The following is a 17,296-nucleotide window of genomic DNA, read 5'->3' as shown; positions in this document are numbered from 1 at the left end:
CTATAATAATAAACTCTTTTTTAAATGAAGTTCACAAACAAAATAGTACTGACTTTTCTTTTTCTAGGAACTGTGTTAATGGTGTTTTCTTGCAAAAAAGAGCAAGAACATAAACACATCACTATCAACACCTCTGAAAAAATAGTGCCTGATTCCTCAAAAAAATACAAAGAACCTTTTCGCCCGCAATTTCATTTCTCACCTGAAAAAAAATGGATGAATGATCCTAATGGAATGGTTTTTTACAAAGGAGTCTATCATTTGTTTTACCAATATTTTCCAAATGATATTGTATGGGGACCTATGCATTGGGGACATGCCACAAGCACTGATCTCATACATTGGACCAATAAAAAAATTGCCTTGTACCCCGATAAATTAGGGATGATATTTTCAGGAAGTGCCATTGTAGATCTACACAACACTTCGGGTCTGGGGACAAAAGAGAATCCGCCAATGATTGCTATTTTTACTTATCACGATATGGAAGGTGAAAAAACTGGGAAAAAAAATTACCAAACTCAAGGATTAGCATATAGTTTGGATGCTGGAGAAACTTGGTTAAAATACACCGGAAATCCAATCATTGGAAATATTGACACAAAAGATTTTAGAGATCCTAAAGTGTTTTGGAATCCCGAAACTAATCTTTGGAATCTGGTTTTAGTCGCAGGGGATCATGCCCAATTTTTTACTTCAACAAATTTAATTAACTGGAAATTTGAAAGTGATTTTGGCAAAAACATCGGTGCTCATGGCGGCGTTTGGGAATGTCCCGATATTTTTAAATTAAAAGTTACCGATTCCAATGAGGAAAAGTGGGTTTTATTAATAAGTATTAATCCAGGCGCACCCAATGGCGGTTCCGGAACACAATATTTTGTTGGGGATTTTGATGGGAAAAGTTTCAAAACGTCTCAAAAAGAGATTAAATGGATTGATTACGGAACTGATAATTACGCTGGCGTTACCTATAACAATATGCCTAATGGGGAGCGAATTTTTATAGGATGGATGAGTAACTGGATGTATGCCAGGAACACCCCAACAAAAAACTGGAGAAGCGCCATGACATTACCCAGAGAACTTTCTCTTTCGAAAATAAATAAACATTACGTACTAAGAAATACGCCTATAAAACAATTTAAAAAACAAGTAGTCGCAGCATATTCCAAAGATTTAATTGCTATTGAAGCCAATCAAAAAATTACTTTTAATTACAACTCACTCAATCAATCTGAAATACAATTTAAAGCTACTACAAGTAATTTAAAACTGGTTTTTTTCAACGATGTCAAGGATTCCTTAGTACTGGATTATGACTCCATAACAAACATATTTTCTATTGACAGACGCCATTCGGGAATAGTAAATTTTGAAAAAAGTTTTGGGAAAGAAATTCATAAAAGGGCATTGTCAAATAGTAACTCGGAAACTATGGATTACCAAATTATTTTGGATTGGTCATCTATTGAAATTTTTCTGAACGGAGGACAGTATAGCTTCACCGAACAAATTTTTCCTAAAAAGCCCTACACGCATTTAAAGATTCAATCCGATTCGAAACAAGATCTTACAAATTTTAGAATAAGCAAAATAAAAGGAATTTGGAGAGATTAATCCTATTTCTCATTTTAAAAACTAACCAAAAATAACCAAAAACATGAATAACGTCCGAAATTGGTCTCTTACCGTTGCAGTAGCGGGATTTTTATTTGGCTTTGATACCGTAGTTATATCCGGAGCTAATCTACCCATCAAAGAATTATGGCATACCACACCCTTATTTCATGGAATCTTCATTATGTCAATGGCCTTATGGGGAACTGTTTTAGGCGCATTATTTGGCGGAATCCCCTGTGATACACTAGGCCGAAAAAAGACTCTTTTTTGGATTGGGATCTTATTTTTAGTCTCCGCCTTAGGTTCAGCACTTGCGCCTGACCCTTACACATTTTCCTTCTTTCGGTTTATTGGAGGGATTGGCGTGGGTGCCTCATCCGTAGCTGCTCCAATATATATATCGGAAATATCAAGTGCTAAAAACAGAGGAAAACTAGTAGCTCTTTTTCAATTTAATATTGTATTTGGAATCTTAATTGCGTTTTTTTCTAATTATTTATTCGAAGGTGTTGGTGGTATAAATGATTGGCGCTGGATGATTGGAATTGTTGCCTTACCAGCGTTGATTTACAGCATTATAGTATTGCAAATTCCAGACAGTCCGCGTTGGCTAATCTTAAAAAAGAGAGATGATGCTGCGGGGTTAAAAGTTTTAGAAATGATTTACGACAAACAAGAAGCGCTTCAGAATTTCAATGAAATAAAAAAAGATGTTGTTGATGCTACAGTGAAAGCTACTATCTTTTCAAATAAATACAAATGGCCCGTAATTCTGGCTTTTCTATTGGCTTTTTTTAATCAATTATCAGGCATCAATTTTATCTTATATTATGCTCCCGAAATACTAGAAATGGCAGGATTGGCCTCAAAAGAATCTTTATTGAATTCTATTCTGATTGGTGCAACAAACTTAATATTTACTATTCTTGGTATGCGATTAATTGACGTTCTGGGAAGAAAACAGCTGATGCTAATAGGTTCTATTGGATACATTGCGAGTTTAGGAATGGTTGCTTTAGCATTTTATAATAATTTAGGCGCTATTATTTTAATGCTATCCATCTTATTATTTATTGCTTCTCATGCCATTGGACAAGGTGCTGTAATTTGGGTTTTCATCTCTGAAATATTCCCAAATAATGTTCGTGCCAATGGCCAATCTTTTGGGACAGGAATCCACTGGATTTTCGCCGCTTTAATTACGTTAGCGGGGCCAGTAGTTATAGATTTATTCAAAGCTAATCCTTGGCCAATATTTGCCTTCTTTGCCTTTATGATGGTGCTACAATTGGTATTTGTACTATTTATGATGCCCGAAACTAAAGGATTATCCCTAGAAGAATTAGAACATAAAATGCTTAACCATGAATAATATCAAAAAACTCAATATTGTTTGTTTTGGAGAAGTATTGTTTGATGTTTTTCCAACCTATAAAAAAATTGGCGGAGCCCCCTTGAATGTGGCACTCCGATTAGCTTCGTTGGGAGTAGACGCTCAAATTATAAGTCGGATTGGCTCTGATGAAATTGGTTCTGAATTATTGCACTTTATCAAAAAAAACGGAATCCCTACCAACACCATTCAAATTGACCCCGTTTATTCTACAGGTGAAGTTATCGTAGCATTAAATGAAAAAGGGTCGGCATCCTATACCATAAACGCTCCTGTGGCTTGGGATAAAATAGCCTGCAATCCGGAAATCGAAAATATAGTGAAAAAAGCAGACGCTTTCGTTTACGGAAGCCTTGTGTGCAGGGATTTAATTTCATTTAACACTTTATTAGAATTAATCCATTACGCAAAATATAAAATATTTGACGTCAATTTACGTGCGCCTTTTTATTCCAAAGACATCCTGATGCGATTAATGTTACAATCGGATTTTATTAAATTTAATGATGATGAATTGTATGAGATAAGTGCTTTTCTTAACTCACCATACCATTCGTTAGAACAAAATATACTTTTTATAGCGGAACACACTAACACAAAACACATTTGTGTAACCAAAGGAAGTCATGGGGCGGTGTTGTATTACAATGAAAAAATGTATTACAACAGTGGTTACAAAATTGATGTGATAGATACTGTAGGGTCCGGAGATTCTTTTTTAGCAGGACTACTAAGTAAATTATTAAATAATGAGGACCCGCAAAACGCAATTGAATTCGCATGTGCATTAGGTGCACTTGTAGCAAAAAACGAAGGAGCCAACCCCAGAATAACAAATAAAATCATTCTTGAATTTATGAATCCAATAAAAAAACTATCATTCCAATAATTTAAATTCATGACACTGAAATTTACAAAAATTACTACACTGGTACTACTACATCTTTTGGGTTATTTATCCTGTAATTCCTTCATGGCACAAAAAACAACTTTTGCAATAGAAAAAAAATGGTAGAAAGAAGCCGTTGCGTATCAAATATATCCTAGGAGTTTTAAAGACAGTGACGGCAATGGAGTTGGAGATTTAAAAGGGATCATTTCTAAACTGGACTATGTGAAAAGCTTAGGGATTGATGCAGTTTGGTTGAATCCTATTTATACATCCCCAAACGATGATAACGGCTATGACATTAGCAATTATAGGGAGATTCTGAAGGATTTCGGCACAATGGAAGATTTAGATCTTTTATTAAAAGAGATGCACAAACGAAACCTTAAACTCATCATCGATTTAGTAGTTAATTACAGTAGCGATGAGCACGAATGGTTCAAACAATCCAGAAGCTCCAGAAACAATAAATACCGCGATTATTACCATTGGTGGCCTGCCAAAAGGGAAAACCACCTTATAGATGGAGCTTTTTTGATGTAAACAGTGACGCTTGGAAATATGATGCCCAAACGAATTCCTATTATCTTCATTATTTTTCTCAGAAACAACCAGATTTAAATTGGGAAAATCTAAACGTTAGAAATGAAGTCTATGACATTATGAAATTTTGGTTGGACAAAGGGATTGACGGCTTTAGAATGGACGCTTTTCAGTTTGCTTCCAAAGATACCACTTGGCCAGAATTACCAAAAGGATATGAAAAAAATATTATAAAATACTATGGAGTTGGTCCCAACTTGCACAACTATTTACAAGAAATGAATACAGAAGTTTTTAGCAAATATGATATTATGACAGTTGCTGAAGGCGCAGGAAGTTCTCCAGAAGATGCTCTACTTTTTGTAGATCCCGATCTTAAAGAATTGAATATGGTTTATCATTTTGAAAGTGTTGATATTGGTAACCATTTAAATGATTTTGGCCTTGCAAAGTACAAAGCTATCTTCTCGTGATATGATCACGCCTTTAAGGACAAAGGATGGCTCTCTATTTTTCTTGGCAACCACGATCAACCCAGAATGGTAAGCAAGTTTGGTAATGACAATTCTGAATTTCGAGAAATATCTTCCAAAATGCTTTCTACTTTTATAATGACCATGCGAGGAACTCCCTATTACTATTATGGTGATGAGTTAGGAATGACAAACATCCGATTCGACTCCATAAAAGATTACACTGATGTGGACACTCGGAACAAATATATTAGTTTAAAAAACAAAGGTGGCGATTTACAAAGTTTTTTACAAGGACAGAAGCAAACATCAAGAGAAAACGGAAGAACCCCAATGCAATGGGATAGAAATAAAAATGCAAGATTTACCACCGGAATACCCTGGTTAAAAGTAAATCAAAATTACAATACCATTTCTGTTAATACTCAAGAAAAAGATCCAAATTCAGTCTTGAATTATTTTAGAAAACTAGTACAATTACGCAAACAAAATCCAACACTTGTGTATGGAAAATATACATTATTAGACAAAGAGAATCCTAATATATTTGCCTATATGAGAGAACTGGACGGGAAAAAATTATTAGTTTTATTAAATTTCACGGACAAAATCAGTACGTACAACATTGGGTTTTCTATGGCACGATCTAAAATAATTTTAGACAACTATACTGGAATTAAAAAATTAAAAAACAATGTTTTACGCCCTTACGAGGCCATTATTACAGCGCTATAATTCTAATAAAAAACAAAAAATTATATACAATTAGCTAATTTATAATTAAACTGTTTCTTGAAAATTGATTTGCAATAAATAAATTGTAAATTCGTTTTTAAGAAACAGTTTTTTGCTATTGCCAACCGTGTACTCAACCATGAATAACCCCACTCTAAAAGAAATTGCATCGCAGCTCGGAATCTCAATAACTACCGTTTCAAAAGCATTGAAAGGATATTCAGATGTCAGTCAAAAAACAAAGAATGCCGTTATTGATTTAGCCAATAAGTTGAATTATACCCCTAACAGTTTTGCGGTAAATTTAAGAACAAAAGAGTCTAAGACTATCGGACTAATCATTCCCACTGTTGTGCACCATTTTTTCTCAAATGTTATTGAAGGAATACTAGAAGAAGCAGAGAAAAGAAATTACATGGTTATTATTTTACAATCCAACGAAAAACTTGATCTGGAAAAGAAACAAATTAATCTTTTGTTGAATAAACGAGTCGATGGTATTTTAATCTCTTTATCTAATGAAACTGGAGAGTTTGATCATTTAAAAGCGATTCTATCAAACGATACTGCGTTAGTACTTTTTGACAAAATCGCAAAAATCGTTAACTGTTCTAAAGTCAGCATTAATGATAAAAAGGCAGCTTATGACGCTGTGTGTTATTTAATAAAAAAAGGATATAAAAAAATCGCACATTTTAGAGGTTCCTATTTACCTCAAAACGCTATAGACCGCTTTCTTGGATATAAAAAAGCATTAGAAGACAATGACATTCCTTATAATCCATCTTTAGTTTTTGTATGTGAAAATAATATGGATTTTGAGGATGGATATGAAAACGCAAAAAAAGTAGTTGCGGAACATCCCGAAATCGATGCTATTTTTGCTGTGACAGACTTAGTTGCCATCGGTGTTATAAAATACCTAAATGAAGTAGGCATTGCTATTCCTGGGCAAATTGCCGTTTTTGGTTTTAGCAATTGGTTTATGTCAAGTGTAATAAGTCCACAACTATCAACTGTAGACCAGCCTGGATTTGAAATTGGAAGAAAATCAGCAGAAATTCTATTTGATGAGATTAATTTAAAAAGACAAAATAAGCCCATTGCTTTTAAATCCATACAATTAGAAACCAATATTATAGAAAGAGCGTCTACTTAGCAATTTCTTATGCACCATTTACCACTAATTGTTTTATAGCTATTTCGCTTTTATGTTTTTTTTAAATAAATTCAAATGAAGCGTATTTATAACTAAAAAATATTAATTCGTTTATTTTAATAATTACAAAAAAATATTAGATAAAATTCAATATCTTGGTAAAAATTATCGTATCGTTTTATTCTTTTTAAAACTAATTTTATTAAAACACTAGCTTTTAAATAAAATAGTGGAATTAAAATTACGTTTTAGTTTATCTAAACAAGTACACATTCAATTCATGAAAGACATTACTCTTAAAGAAATTGCAATCAAATTAGGCATTTCTATAACAACAGTATCTAAGGCTTTAAAAAATTATCCCGATGTAAGTGAGAAAACAAAAAATGCAGTGATTGAACTTGCTCAAAAACTACATTACACACCCAATAGCTTTGCTGTAAATTTAAGAACTAAAGAGTCTAAAACAATCGGTTTGATTATTCCAGAAGTAGTCCATCACTTTTTTTCTAATGTAGTAAATGCTATAATTGATGAAGCTGAAAAAAATGGTTATTTGGTTATCATCTTACAGTCAAATGAAACTTTGGCTTTAGAAAAAAAACAAGTTGAATTACTGATTAATAAAAGAGTTGATGGTATCATTATGTCACTATCTAATGAGTCAAACAATGATGATCATATTAAGGAAATAGTAAATAGAAAAATTCCTTTCGTGATGTTTGACAAAATTGCAAAACTCACTAAATGTTCAAAAGTTATTATAGATGATCAAAGAGCGGCCTTTAATGCTGTTCAGCATTTAATCGACAATGGATGCAAGAAAATCGCGCATATTCGCGGCCCTTTAAACCCTCAGAATGCAATCGATCGTTATATTGGTTACAAAAAAGCATTAGAAAAAAACAGCATTCCCTTCGATACAAAATTGGTTTATACATGTGAAAACGTAACTTTTGAAGAAGGAAGATTTTTTGCAAAACAAATCATAAAAGAGCATCCGGACGTAGATGGCATCTTTGCTATAACAGATTTAGTTGCTGTTGGAGTTTTGTCATATTGTAACGACAACCAAATAAAAGTACCACATCAAGTAGCAGTAATTGGCTTCAGTAATTGGTTTATGTCAAAAGTTCTCACACCAAAATTAAGCACTGTAGACCAACCAAGCCATGAAATGGGAATTGAAGCTTTCAAGTTATTATTGGAAGAAATGAATTGTCATAAAGAAGGAATCCCTTTTATTCCAAGAACAATAGAATTAGAAACTAATGTAATCATTAGAGAATCTTCTTTAAGAAATAATTCTTTTTCTAAAAACCTGTTTTAACTGTAACGTTATTTAAGAAAATTAATGTTTCTTTTTATTCCTTGAAACTTAGCTCTTTTCAAAGGCGAATTTTTAAATATTACTTTAAATGTTTCTTCCGTAATTTCGTTCCATTCCTTTTTTGACATGGAAAGTAAAGCGGGATTAGGGTTAAATAAAGGTTCATTGTTTACTTTGGAAAATTTATTCCAAGGGCATACATCTTGACAAACATCACAGCCAAAGGCCCATTCATCAAATTTACCTTTCATCTCTAGAGGAATATTATCTTTTAATTCAATTGTAAAATAGGAAATACATTTGCTGCCGTCAACTACATAAGGAGCTACGATTGCCTGTGTTGGACAAGCATCAATACAAGCAGTACAAGTACCGCAATGATCCGTTGTAGGATTGTCATATTCCAATTCTAAATCGATGATTAATTCCGCAATAAAATAAAACGAACCTACTTTTTGAGTCAACAAATTACTGTTTTTCCCTATCCAGCCCAACCCACTCTTGGCAGCCCAAGCTTTATCCAAAACTGGTGCAGAATCAACAAAAGCACGTCCTGAAACCTCTCCAATTGTGGTTTTAATTACACCTAATAATTCGTTTAATTTTTCTTTAATCACAAAATGGTAATCCTGACCGAAGGCATATTTTGAAATTTTATAAGAATCAGAATTTTGAACTTCCTGCGGATAATAATTTAGCAAAAGCGACACAACACTTTTCGCATCATCAACCAATAACGTTGGATTAAGGCGTTTATCAAAATGATTTTCCATATACGCCATTTGACCGTTTCTGTTGTTACTCAACCAATTTTCTAACCGTGGAGCTTCTTGTTCCAAAAACCCAGCCTTGGATATACCACAAGATAAGAAACCAAGACGTTTCGCTTCGGATTTGATAAATTGTGTATATTTTATTTTATTGTTTATAATTAGAAATAGAATTTATAATGAAGTATTCTTAGTAATTATGTCAGATTTAATCCAAATTATTGATACAATACAGAACGAACTCAATACCTAACTTTACTTAAAATAAACCTCCTTGAATATTGGTGTTTATTTTCCCCAAGTGCTTATACGCTTTATCAGTAACTTCTCTGCCTCGTGGTGTTCGCATTATAAATCCTTCTTGAATAAGGAACGGTTCATAGACCTCCTCAATAGTTTCGCTGCTTTCGGATACAGCTGTCGCTAAAGTAGATAAACCAACTGGCCCGCCCTTAAATTTATCAATAATCGTGTTAAGTATTTTATTATCCATTTCATCCAGACCATGAGCGTCTACATTGAGTGCTTTTAGAGCATAACGCGCAATTTCTATATCTATGGTACCATTTCCTTTAATTTGAGCAAAATCGCGCACACGACGCAATAAAGCGTTAGCAATACGTGGGGTACCTCTACTTCTACCCGCAATTTCTACAGCAGCTTCCAATGATATTGGCATTTTAAAAATTGCAGCGCTTCTTTCTACGATTGAAGTCAACAACTCTGTTGTATAATATTGTAAACGGGAAGATATTCCAAAACGAGCTCTCATAGGAGCCGTTAACAAACCGGAACGTGTAGTGGCGCCAATTAAAGTGAACGGATTGAGGTTAATTTGAACCGTCCTTGCATTTGGTCCGGATTCAATCATGATATCAATTTTAAAATCCTCCATGGCAGAGTATAAATATTCTTCAACAATAGGACTCAAGCGATGAATTTCGTCGATAAACAAAACATCTCTTTCTTCAAGATTAGTCAACAAACCTGCTAAATCCCCAGGCTTATCTAAAACTGGACCGGAAGTAATTTTGATGCCAACTTGTAATTCATTTGCAAGAATATTAGCCAAAGTAGTTTTTCCAAGTCCTGGAGGACCATGAAAAAGAGTGTGGTCAAGTGCTTCGTTACGTTGATTTGCCGCTTGAACAAAAACTTTAAGGTTTTCTAATATTTGATCTTGACCGGCAAAATCATCAAAAGAAAGCGGTCTTAATTTTTTTTCAAGATCAAGTTCTTCGGAATTGTAGCCATGGGATGTTGGGTCTAAATTTTCATTCATCCAACAAAGATAGCAAAGCAATTTTGAATATTAAATACTCGAAATATTAAAAAACACAAAAGAATCAAACTGTGATAATCAAACAAAAAAAGCCTCTGCTTTCGCAGAGGCTTTTGTATATGTTAGTGGTGTAAAACTTCTTCACCCTCTTTCATCGGTACATTTTGAGGTACAAAATCCACATCATGTGCTGGATTACTGTAATCATAAGGCCAACGGTGTACATGAGGAATCTCACCTGGCCAGTTACCATGTATGTGTTCAACTGGTGCTGTCCATTCTAAAGTGTTAGATTTCCAAGGATTCATGACCGATTTTTTACCGTAAAAAATACTAGTGAAAAAATTATACAAGAAAACCAATTGAAATACTCCACCAATTAATGCAAATGTAGTAATCAAAACATTCACGTTTTGTAAATCATCAAATAATGGGAAGTTTGTATTAGTATAATAACGTCTTGGCAAACCTGCTAAACCAATGAAATGCATTGGAAAGAAAACTCCATAAGCACAAATTGCTGTTACCCAAAAGTGAACATATCCAAGATTTTTATTAAGCATTCTTCCAAACATTCTTGGGAACCAGTGGTAAATACCAGCAAACATACCGTAAAGAGCAGAAATACCCATTACTAAGTGAAAGTGAGCTACTACAAAGTAAGTATCATGTACATTAATATCTAAGGTACTGTCTCCAAGAATAATTCCAGTTAAACCACCTGTAATAAAAGTAGAAACTAAACCAATTGAAAACAACATAGCTGGATTCAATTGTAAATTTCCTTTCCAAAGTGTTGTAATATAATTAAACGCTTTTACGGCTGATGGGATAGCAATCAATAATGTCGTAAAGGTAAATACAGATCCTAAGAATGGGTTCATCCCCGAGATGAACATATGGTGCCCCCAAACAATAGTAGATAAAAATGCAATTGCAATAATTGACATGATCATCGCTCTGTAACCAAAAATTGGTTTACGAGAGTTTGTAGCAATCACTTCTGATGTAATACCTAAAGCCGGTAATAGTACAATATAAACTTCAGGATGACCTAAAAACCAAAATAAATGCTCAAACAATACTGGTGAACCACCTTGATAATGCAAAACTTCACCTGCAATATAAATGTCAGACAAGAAGAATGATGTACCAAAACTCCTATCAAAAATCAACAATAAAGCGGCAGATAAAAGAACAGGAAAGGATACAATACCAATAATTGCTGTAACAAAGAAAGCCCAAATTGTCAATGGTAATCTTGTCATAGACATCCCTTTTGTTCTTAAATTAATAACTGTAACTACATAATTTAGAGATCCCATTAAAGAAGATGCAATAAATATAGCCATAGAAACTAACCATAATGTCATTCCCATACCTGATCCGGGAATAGCTTGTGGTAAAGCACTCAAGGGAGGATAAATAGTCCACCCAGATGACGCAGGACCTGCTTCAACGAAAAGGGAACCAATCATGATTATACTTGACAAAAAGAACAACCAATATGATATCATATTCATAAAACCGGATGCCATATCCCTAGCACCAATTTGAAGCGGTATTAATAAGTTACTAAACGTACCACTCAAAGCGGCAGTTAACACGAAAAATACCATAATGGTTCCGTGAATGGTAACTAATGCAAGGTAAATATCATTTGCCATCACTCCATTAGGAGCAAATTTATCACCTAATAAAATATTAAATATTCGGAATGATTCTTCTGGCCATGCTAATTGCATTCTAAATAGCATAGACATCCCAACTCCTATAATTCCCATAAAAATACCTGTAATAAGATACTGTTTGGCAATCATTTTGTGATCAATACTAAAGATATATTTAGTAATAAAAGTGTCTTTATGGTGATGTTCGTGTTCGTGATCCATTGCGTGATCGTGACCTTCTGCTGACATATATGTATACTTTAAATTTTCTTAATAATTATTTCATCGCCATTACAGCAACTCCTGCAGTATCTTTTACTTTTGTTGAGTCTGTAACTGTTGCACCATCTGTTGCAGCTGGCGCAGCCATAGCAGCTTTTACTTCATTTACAATAGTAGACTTATCCTTTAACCAGGCCTTGTAATCCTCAGGTGTATCAACAATGATTTTCATTTGCATGTTATAATGTGATGCTCCACAAATTTTATTACAAAGCAACAAATAATCAAAAGTATACGGATCTAAAGCAGTTTCTCCTTTGGCAACAAGATCAATACTTTTCTTTGCTCTAAGAGCATTGATATTAGCTACTTTTTCAACCATAAAAGGCAACTCTCTATATTCTGCAGTGGTATAAATAGGCTCAAAAGCAAATTGAGTAACCATCCCGGGAACACAATTCATTTGTGCTCTAAAATGTGGCATGTAAGCCGAATGTAAAACATCCTGAGAACGCATTTTAAAAAGAATTTTTTTTCCTTTAGGTATGTGCAATTCAGTCACAACAATATCATCTTGCGCATAAGGATCTGATAAATCAACACCAACTGCGTTAGCCCCTTCAATATAGCGCACATTAGCTTTCCCTAAAACATTATCGTCACCTGAATATCTTGCTTTCCAGTTAAACTGTTGTGCATACAATTCGATAACTACAGTATCTTCATCTTCATCAACAAACATAATGTTTGTCCAAGCATAAAGACCATACAAAATTAATCCTGCCAAAACAACTGCAGGAATAACACTCCAAATAGCCTCTAGCTTATTATTATCAGCAAAATAAAGTGCTTTTTGATCTTTTTTTCCTCTGTATTTGAAAGCAAAATAATGCAATAAAACTTGCGTGATAGCCTGAACTATAAAAATCAAAACCCAAGTAATATTCATCAAATTATCAACTTCAGCACCATGAGCCGAAGCTGGGGTATGAAGAACAAGAGGACCCCATTTAAACAATCCGTAAATTGAAAAAATATAAATAAAAGCTAAAAAACCAAACATTAAATAACCTTGAACGTTATTGTCATTATCTGTAGCTATTTCTGTACTATCTGAATTAGATCCAACTTGCGTCAGATCAAATATTTTAGTCAATTGCCATAAAGCAACAGCTAATAAAACTAAAACTATGATTACCAACAAACTTGTCATCTGTTTTTTTCTTTAAATATTAATAATGAAAATGTTTACTTTCTTCTATGAAAGGATTTCTTTTTGCTAACAAAGGAACTTTTGTCAATGCTGTAAATACAACATAAATAAATAATCCAAGAAAGAAAAGAACAGAAGCTATTTCTGATATCCCAATAAACCATCTGTCACCAACGGTTCCAGGCATAATCATATTAAAAAAGTCAATATAATGTCCTGCTAGTATTACAACTCCAGCCATAACTAGTACCCAAGTAATTCTTTTGAAATCCGTATTAATCAATATTAATAGTGGAAATACAAAATTCATAACTACTGCACCAAAAAATGGAAGATTATACAATTCTATTCTTGTAATAAAGTAAGTTACTTCTTCGGGAATATTAGCATACCAGATCAACATGTATTGTGAGAACCATAAATAGGTCCAAAAAACACTAAACCCGAACATAAACTTAGCTAAATCATGAATATGACTAGTATTTACATACTCTAAAACCCCTTTTGACTTCAAATACAAAGTAACTAAAGCAATCGTAGTTATAGCACTTACAAAGAAGCTTGCAAAAACATACCATCCAAATAAAGTACTAAACCAGTGCGGATCGATAGACATGATCCAGTCCCATGACATAATAGATTCAGACACTATAAAAAACACAAGAAACATTGCCGAAAGCTTAAAGTTCTTTTTGTAATTTAAATTATCATTTGCTTCATCTTGAGCCAAACAATTTTTTCTAGAGTAATAACGGTATAGATTCCATCCAATTAAAAATATAGCAGCTCTAATTATCCAAAAAGGAAAATTTAAGTACCCTGCTTTGTTGGCTATCAATTTATCTGCAGCAACTACTTCAGGATCTAACCATATAAAAAGGTGATTCAAATGAAATCCACACAATAATAATACAATAAAAAAGATAATTGATCCAACCGGTAAATAAGCCGTTATTCCTTGCATTACTCTAAATAAAACTGGAGACCATCCTGCCTGTGCAACTTGCTGAATAGCATAAAAAACTAAAACACCAAGAGAAACTAACATGAAGAAAATACAAGCAACATACAAAGCAGACCAAGGCTTATTTTGTAATTGATGTAGCACATGTGTTAAATGTTCGGTATGTTCTGCCTCTTCACTAACAACATGACCTTCTTTTTGAATATCAGCTTCAGCATGTGCTGGTTCAACTACAACCGCCGTTGCAATTTTAGTGGTATCATCTGTAGCCACCTCCACTTTTGTATCTTCACTAGCTTCTTTGTGATTACTCGTCGCCTCATGCGAACCCACAGAAGGCTCGGATGCTTCGTGTTTAGCTTCACCATGGGCACCATGACTTTCGGCAGCAAGAAGCTTTTCAACATCTTGAATATCTTTAGGTGCAGTTAAAAAACCATATCCAATTCCTAATATACCCACGGCCATTAAGATGAAAGAAAGAGTTTTTAATTTACTTGAAAATGTATACATATCTATTACGATCAGTTTGTTCAACAATTATAATTCGCTTTTTAGTTTCAGAACATAGTCAGTTACTAACCAACGTTCTTGGGCACTCAACTGGTTTGCATGTGAACCCATTGAATTCAAACCATAAGTTATAACATAAAAAATACTGCCTTCAGTAATAACTCTATCTTTATAACTAGGAACACCTAGAAATTTTTCTCTTTCTACTAACTTCCCTTTACCGTTTCCAGAAGCACCATGACAACTGATACAATAAATTTCAAAAAGCTCCTTACCTTTCTCTGGATTTCTATTTAAAGAATCCAAAGGAGATTTAAGATTAGCTTTCGCCGCCTCATATCCTGCAGTAGAATTTTCATATTCAAAAGGCTCAAAGCCTCTATTAACTGACCCCTCAGCAGGAAGTTGACCTTCTTTGCCGTTTTTAAATGCATTCGACTCAGCATAGGTTTCATACCCTACTGACTCATACATATTTGGAAAATACTGATAGTTTGGTGCCGCATTATTATGGCATGATGAAACTAAAATAGTGATACCAAATAAAAGTGTTATTTTATATACGCTTTTCATATCTATAATTAATGCTTATCGATTACTTTAACTTCTACAGCTCCCGTGCTTTGGAAAAAAGAAATTAATTCTTCTTCATTGTCATTTACAGCAACTTCCATTAAAAAGTGGTCATCTGTAGTTCTTACATCAGGATTTTCTGCTTCTTTAAATGGCCATAACTTACTTCTCATATAAAAAGTAATAACCATCAAATGCGCAGCAAAAAATACCGTAAGTTCAAACATGATAGGAACAAACGCTGGCATGTTTTCAATATAACTAAAACTTGGTTTTCCACCAATATCTTGGGGCCAATCCTGAATCATAATATAATTCATCATCGCTGTCGCTACCGAAATACCTACACAACCATAAAGGAAAGCACAAATTGCTAATCTTGTAGGTGCAATTCCCATAGCTTTATCCAATCCGTGTACTGGGAATGGAGTAAAAACTTCTTCAATATGATGATGAGCTGCTCTGGTTTTTTTAACCGCATCCATCAAAATATCATCGTCATTATAAATGGCGTATATTACTTTATTACTCATGATGTGAATCTTTATTTGCTTCTCTTTCTCGTTTGTAATTATCTCCTGTTCCTTTTAATATTGTTTTTACCTCTGCTTGTGCTATAACAGGGAATGTTCTTGAATACAATAAGAATAATACAAAGAAGAAACCTATTGTTCCAATGAAAATTCCAATATCAACAAATGTAGGGGAAAACATTGTCCAAGATGACGGTAAATAATCTCTATGTAAAGAAGTAACAATAATTACAAATCTCTCAAACCACATTCCAATATTTACAACAATCGAAATTATAAACGAGAACATGATACTTGTTCTTAATTTTTTAAACCACATGAACTGTGGAGAAAAAACATTACAGGTCATCATCGACCAATATGCCCACCAATAAGGTCCAGTAGCCCTGTTAAGGAATGCATATTGTTCATATTCGACACCTGAATACCAGGCAACAAATAATTCAGTTATGTAAGCCACACCTACGATAGAGCCTGTAATCATAATAACGATATTCATCAACTCAATGTGTTGAACTGTTATGTAAGCTTCCAGATTAGATACTTTTCTCATAATAATCAACAACGTATTAACCATTGCAAAACCTGAGAAAACCGCACCAGCAACAAAGTATGGAGGAAAAATTGTAGTATGCCATCCAGGAATAACAGAGGTTGCAAAGTCCATTGATACAATCGTATGTACCGAAAGTACCAGTGGTGTAGCTAATCCTGCAAGAACCAAAGATACTTCTTCAAAACGCTGCCAGTCTTTTGCTCTACCGCTCCATCCAAAACTCAATATAGAATATACTCGTTTGTTGAAAGGAGTAATTGCTCTGTCTCTCAACATCGCAAAATCAGGAAGCAAACCAGTCCACCAGAAAACCAATGAAACAGAAAGATACGTTGATATTGCAAATACATCCCAAAGCAATGGCGAGTTAAAGTTTACCCAAAGAGAACCAAATTGATTCGGAATTGGTAAAACCCAATACGCTAACCATGGACGACCCATGTGAATGATTGGAAATAAACCTGCTTGAATAACAGAGAAAATTGTCATTGCTTCAGCAGAACGGTTAATAGCCATTCTCCAACGCTGACGAAAAAGTAACAATACAGCAGAAATAAGAGTTCCTGCATGACCAATACCTACCCACCAAACAAAGTTGGTAATATCCCAAGCCCATCCAACAGTTTTATTTAAACCCCATGTTCCAATACCTGTAGATACAGTGTAAATGATACAACCCAATCCCCAAAGGAAGGCTATTAATGCAATTGAAAATACAATCCACCAATGTTTATTTGCTTTACCTTCAACAGGGGCAGCTACATCTACAGTTACATCGTGATAAGATTTATCACCTATAACTAAGGGTTTTCTAATGGTTGCTTCGTAGTGAGACGACATAATCCTTTATATTGA

13 protein-coding genes and 1 pseudogene are annotated in these 17,296 nt (G+C 33.9%); 6 read left to right on the top strand and 8 right to left on the bottom strand.

The features are described from left to right. Positions 1-24 precede the first annotated feature (24 nt). The 6 genes and pseudogenes from AC0608_RS05900 to AC0608_RS05875 all read left to right on the top strand — a co-directional run bounded on the left by AC0608_RS05900 (position 25) and on the right by AC0608_RS05875 (position 8,145). Positions 25-1,620: a glycoside hydrolase family 32 protein gene (locus AC0608_RS05900; RefSeq protein ID WP_478288423.1), complete on the top strand. Its 1,596-nt coding sequence runs from the start codon at positions 25-27 to the stop codon at positions 1,618-1,620. A 43-nt stretch (positions 1,621-1,663) separates the two neighbouring features. Further along, entirely contained in the window at positions 1,664-2,995 is a 1,332-nt protein-coding gene (locus AC0608_RS05895) for a sugar porter family MFS transporter (protein WP_478288422.1), read from the top strand. Beyond that, complete coding sequence (locus AC0608_RS05890) at positions 2,988-3,905, top strand: carbohydrate kinase family protein (RefSeq protein ID WP_478288421.1); 918 nt, start codon at positions 2,988-2,990, stop codon at positions 3,903-3,905. Before AC0608_RS05895 ends, AC0608_RS05890 begins: the two co-directional genes overlap by 8 nt. Before the next feature lie 147 nt (positions 3,906-4,052). Then, positions 4,053-5,656 (top strand): annotated as a pseudogene (locus AC0608_RS05885) (glycoside hydrolase family 13 protein). 139 nt (positions 5,657-5,795) lie between these two features. Continuing rightward, entirely contained in the window at positions 5,796-6,815 is a 1,020-nt protein-coding gene (locus AC0608_RS05880) for a LacI family DNA-binding transcriptional regulator (RefSeq protein ID WP_478288420.1), read from the top strand. A 280-nt stretch (positions 6,816-7,095) separates the two neighbouring features. After that, a complete protein-coding gene (locus AC0608_RS05875; RefSeq protein WP_478288514.1) occupies positions 7,096-8,145 on the top strand; it encodes a LacI family DNA-binding transcriptional regulator in 1,050 nt (349 codons plus the stop codon). Between the two features lie 8 nt (positions 8,146-8,153). Here AC0608_RS05875 and queG read toward each other — a convergent pair whose 3' ends face one another. The 8 genes from queG to nrfD all read right to left on the bottom strand — a co-directional run bounded on the left by queG (position 8,154) and on the right by nrfD (position 17,281). Continuing rightward, positions 8,154-9,077 (bottom strand): tRNA epoxyqueuosine(34) reductase QueG, encoded by a 924-nt coding sequence (queG, locus tag AC0608_RS05870; RefSeq protein WP_478288513.1) that lies wholly within the window; start codon positions 9,075-9,077, stop codon positions 8,154-8,156. 97 nt (positions 9,078-9,174) lie between these two features. Further along, a complete protein-coding gene (gene ruvB / locus AC0608_RS05865; protein ID WP_478288419.1) occupies positions 9,175-10,197 on the bottom strand; it encodes a Holliday junction branch migration DNA helicase RuvB in 1,023 nt (340 codons plus the stop codon). A 122-nt stretch (positions 10,198-10,319) separates the two neighbouring features. Next, positions 10,320-12,116: a cytochrome c oxidase subunit I gene (locus AC0608_RS05860; RefSeq protein WP_478288418.1), complete on the bottom strand. Its 1,797-nt coding sequence runs from the start codon at positions 12,114-12,116 to the stop codon at positions 10,320-10,322. Positions 12,117-12,144: 28 nt separating this feature from the next. Next, on the bottom strand, positions 12,145-13,302 hold the full coding sequence (locus tag AC0608_RS05855; protein ID WP_478288417.1) for a cytochrome c oxidase subunit II: 1,158 nt from the start codon (positions 13,300-13,302) through the stop codon (positions 12,145-12,147). 19 nt (positions 13,303-13,321) lie between these two features. Beyond that, on the bottom strand, positions 13,322-14,779 hold the full coding sequence (locus AC0608_RS05850) for a quinol:cytochrome C oxidoreductase (protein ID WP_478288416.1): 1,458 nt from the start codon (positions 14,777-14,779) through the stop codon (positions 13,322-13,324). A gap of 27 nt (positions 14,780-14,806) precedes the next feature. Then, positions 14,807-15,352, bottom strand: coding sequence for a c-type cytochrome (locus tag AC0608_RS05845; RefSeq protein WP_417958692.1), 546 nt, complete (start codon positions 15,350-15,352; stop codon positions 14,807-14,809). Between the two features lie 8 nt (positions 15,353-15,360). Continuing rightward, a complete protein-coding gene (locus AC0608_RS05840; RefSeq protein ID WP_091165797.1) occupies positions 15,361-15,885 on the bottom strand; it encodes a DUF3341 domain-containing protein in 525 nt (174 codons plus the stop codon). Next, positions 15,878-17,281 (bottom strand): NrfD/PsrC family molybdoenzyme membrane anchor subunit, encoded by a 1,404-nt coding sequence (gene nrfD / locus AC0608_RS05835; RefSeq protein ID WP_121364343.1) that lies wholly within the window; start codon positions 17,279-17,281, stop codon positions 15,878-15,880. The genes AC0608_RS05840 and nrfD overlap by 8 nt, the downstream gene beginning before the upstream one ends. Positions 17,282-17,296 lie beyond the last annotated feature (15 nt).

Source organism: Flavobacterium sp. GNP008 (assembly GCF_056428965.1).
The sequence above is the reverse complement of the archived record's forward strand: the minus strand, read 5'-3'. Positions and strand labels throughout refer to the sequence as shown.

Excerpts from the sequence above, each read along its gene's own strand:
- AC0608_RS05900 (WP_478288423.1), top strand. The coding sequence starts at position 25 with ATGAAGTTCACAAACAAAATAGTACTGACTTTTCTTTTTCTAGGAACT.
- AC0608_RS05895 (WP_478288422.1), top strand. The coding sequence starts at position 1,664 with ATGAATAACGTCCGAAATTGGTCTCTTACCGTTGCAGTAGCGGGATTT.
- AC0608_RS05890 (WP_478288421.1), top strand. The coding sequence starts at position 2,988 with ATGAATAATATCAAAAAACTCAATATTGTTTGTTTTGGAGAAGTATTG.
- AC0608_RS05880 (WP_478288420.1), top strand. The coding sequence starts at position 5,796 with ATGAATAACCCCACTCTAAAAGAAATTGCATCGCAGCTCGGAATCTCA.
- AC0608_RS05875 (WP_478288514.1), top strand. The coding sequence starts at position 7,096 with ATGAAAGACATTACTCTTAAAGAAATTGCAATCAAATTAGGCATTTCT.
- ruvB (WP_478288419.1), bottom strand. The coding sequence starts at position 10,197 with ATGAATGAAAATTTAGACCCAACATCCCATGGCTACAATTCCGAAGAA.
- AC0608_RS05860 (WP_478288418.1), bottom strand. The coding sequence starts at position 12,116 with ATGTCAGCAGAAGGTCACGATCACGCAATGGATCACGAACACGAACAT.
- AC0608_RS05855 (WP_478288417.1), bottom strand. The coding sequence starts at position 13,302 with ATGACAAGTTTGTTGGTAATCATAGTTTTAGTTTTATTAGCTGTTGCT.
- AC0608_RS05850 (WP_478288416.1), bottom strand. The coding sequence starts at position 14,779 with ATGTATACATTTTCAAGTAAATTAAAAACTCTTTCTTTCATCTTAATG.
- AC0608_RS05845 (WP_417958692.1), bottom strand. The coding sequence starts at position 15,352 with ATGAAAAGCGTATATAAAATAACACTTTTATTTGGTATCACTATTTTA.
- AC0608_RS05840 (WP_091165797.1), bottom strand. The coding sequence starts at position 15,885 with ATGAGTAATAAAGTAATATACGCCATTTATAATGACGATGATATTTTG.
- nrfD (WP_121364343.1), bottom strand. The coding sequence starts at position 17,281 with ATGTCGTCTCACTACGAAGCAACCATTAGAAAACCCTTAGTTATAGGT.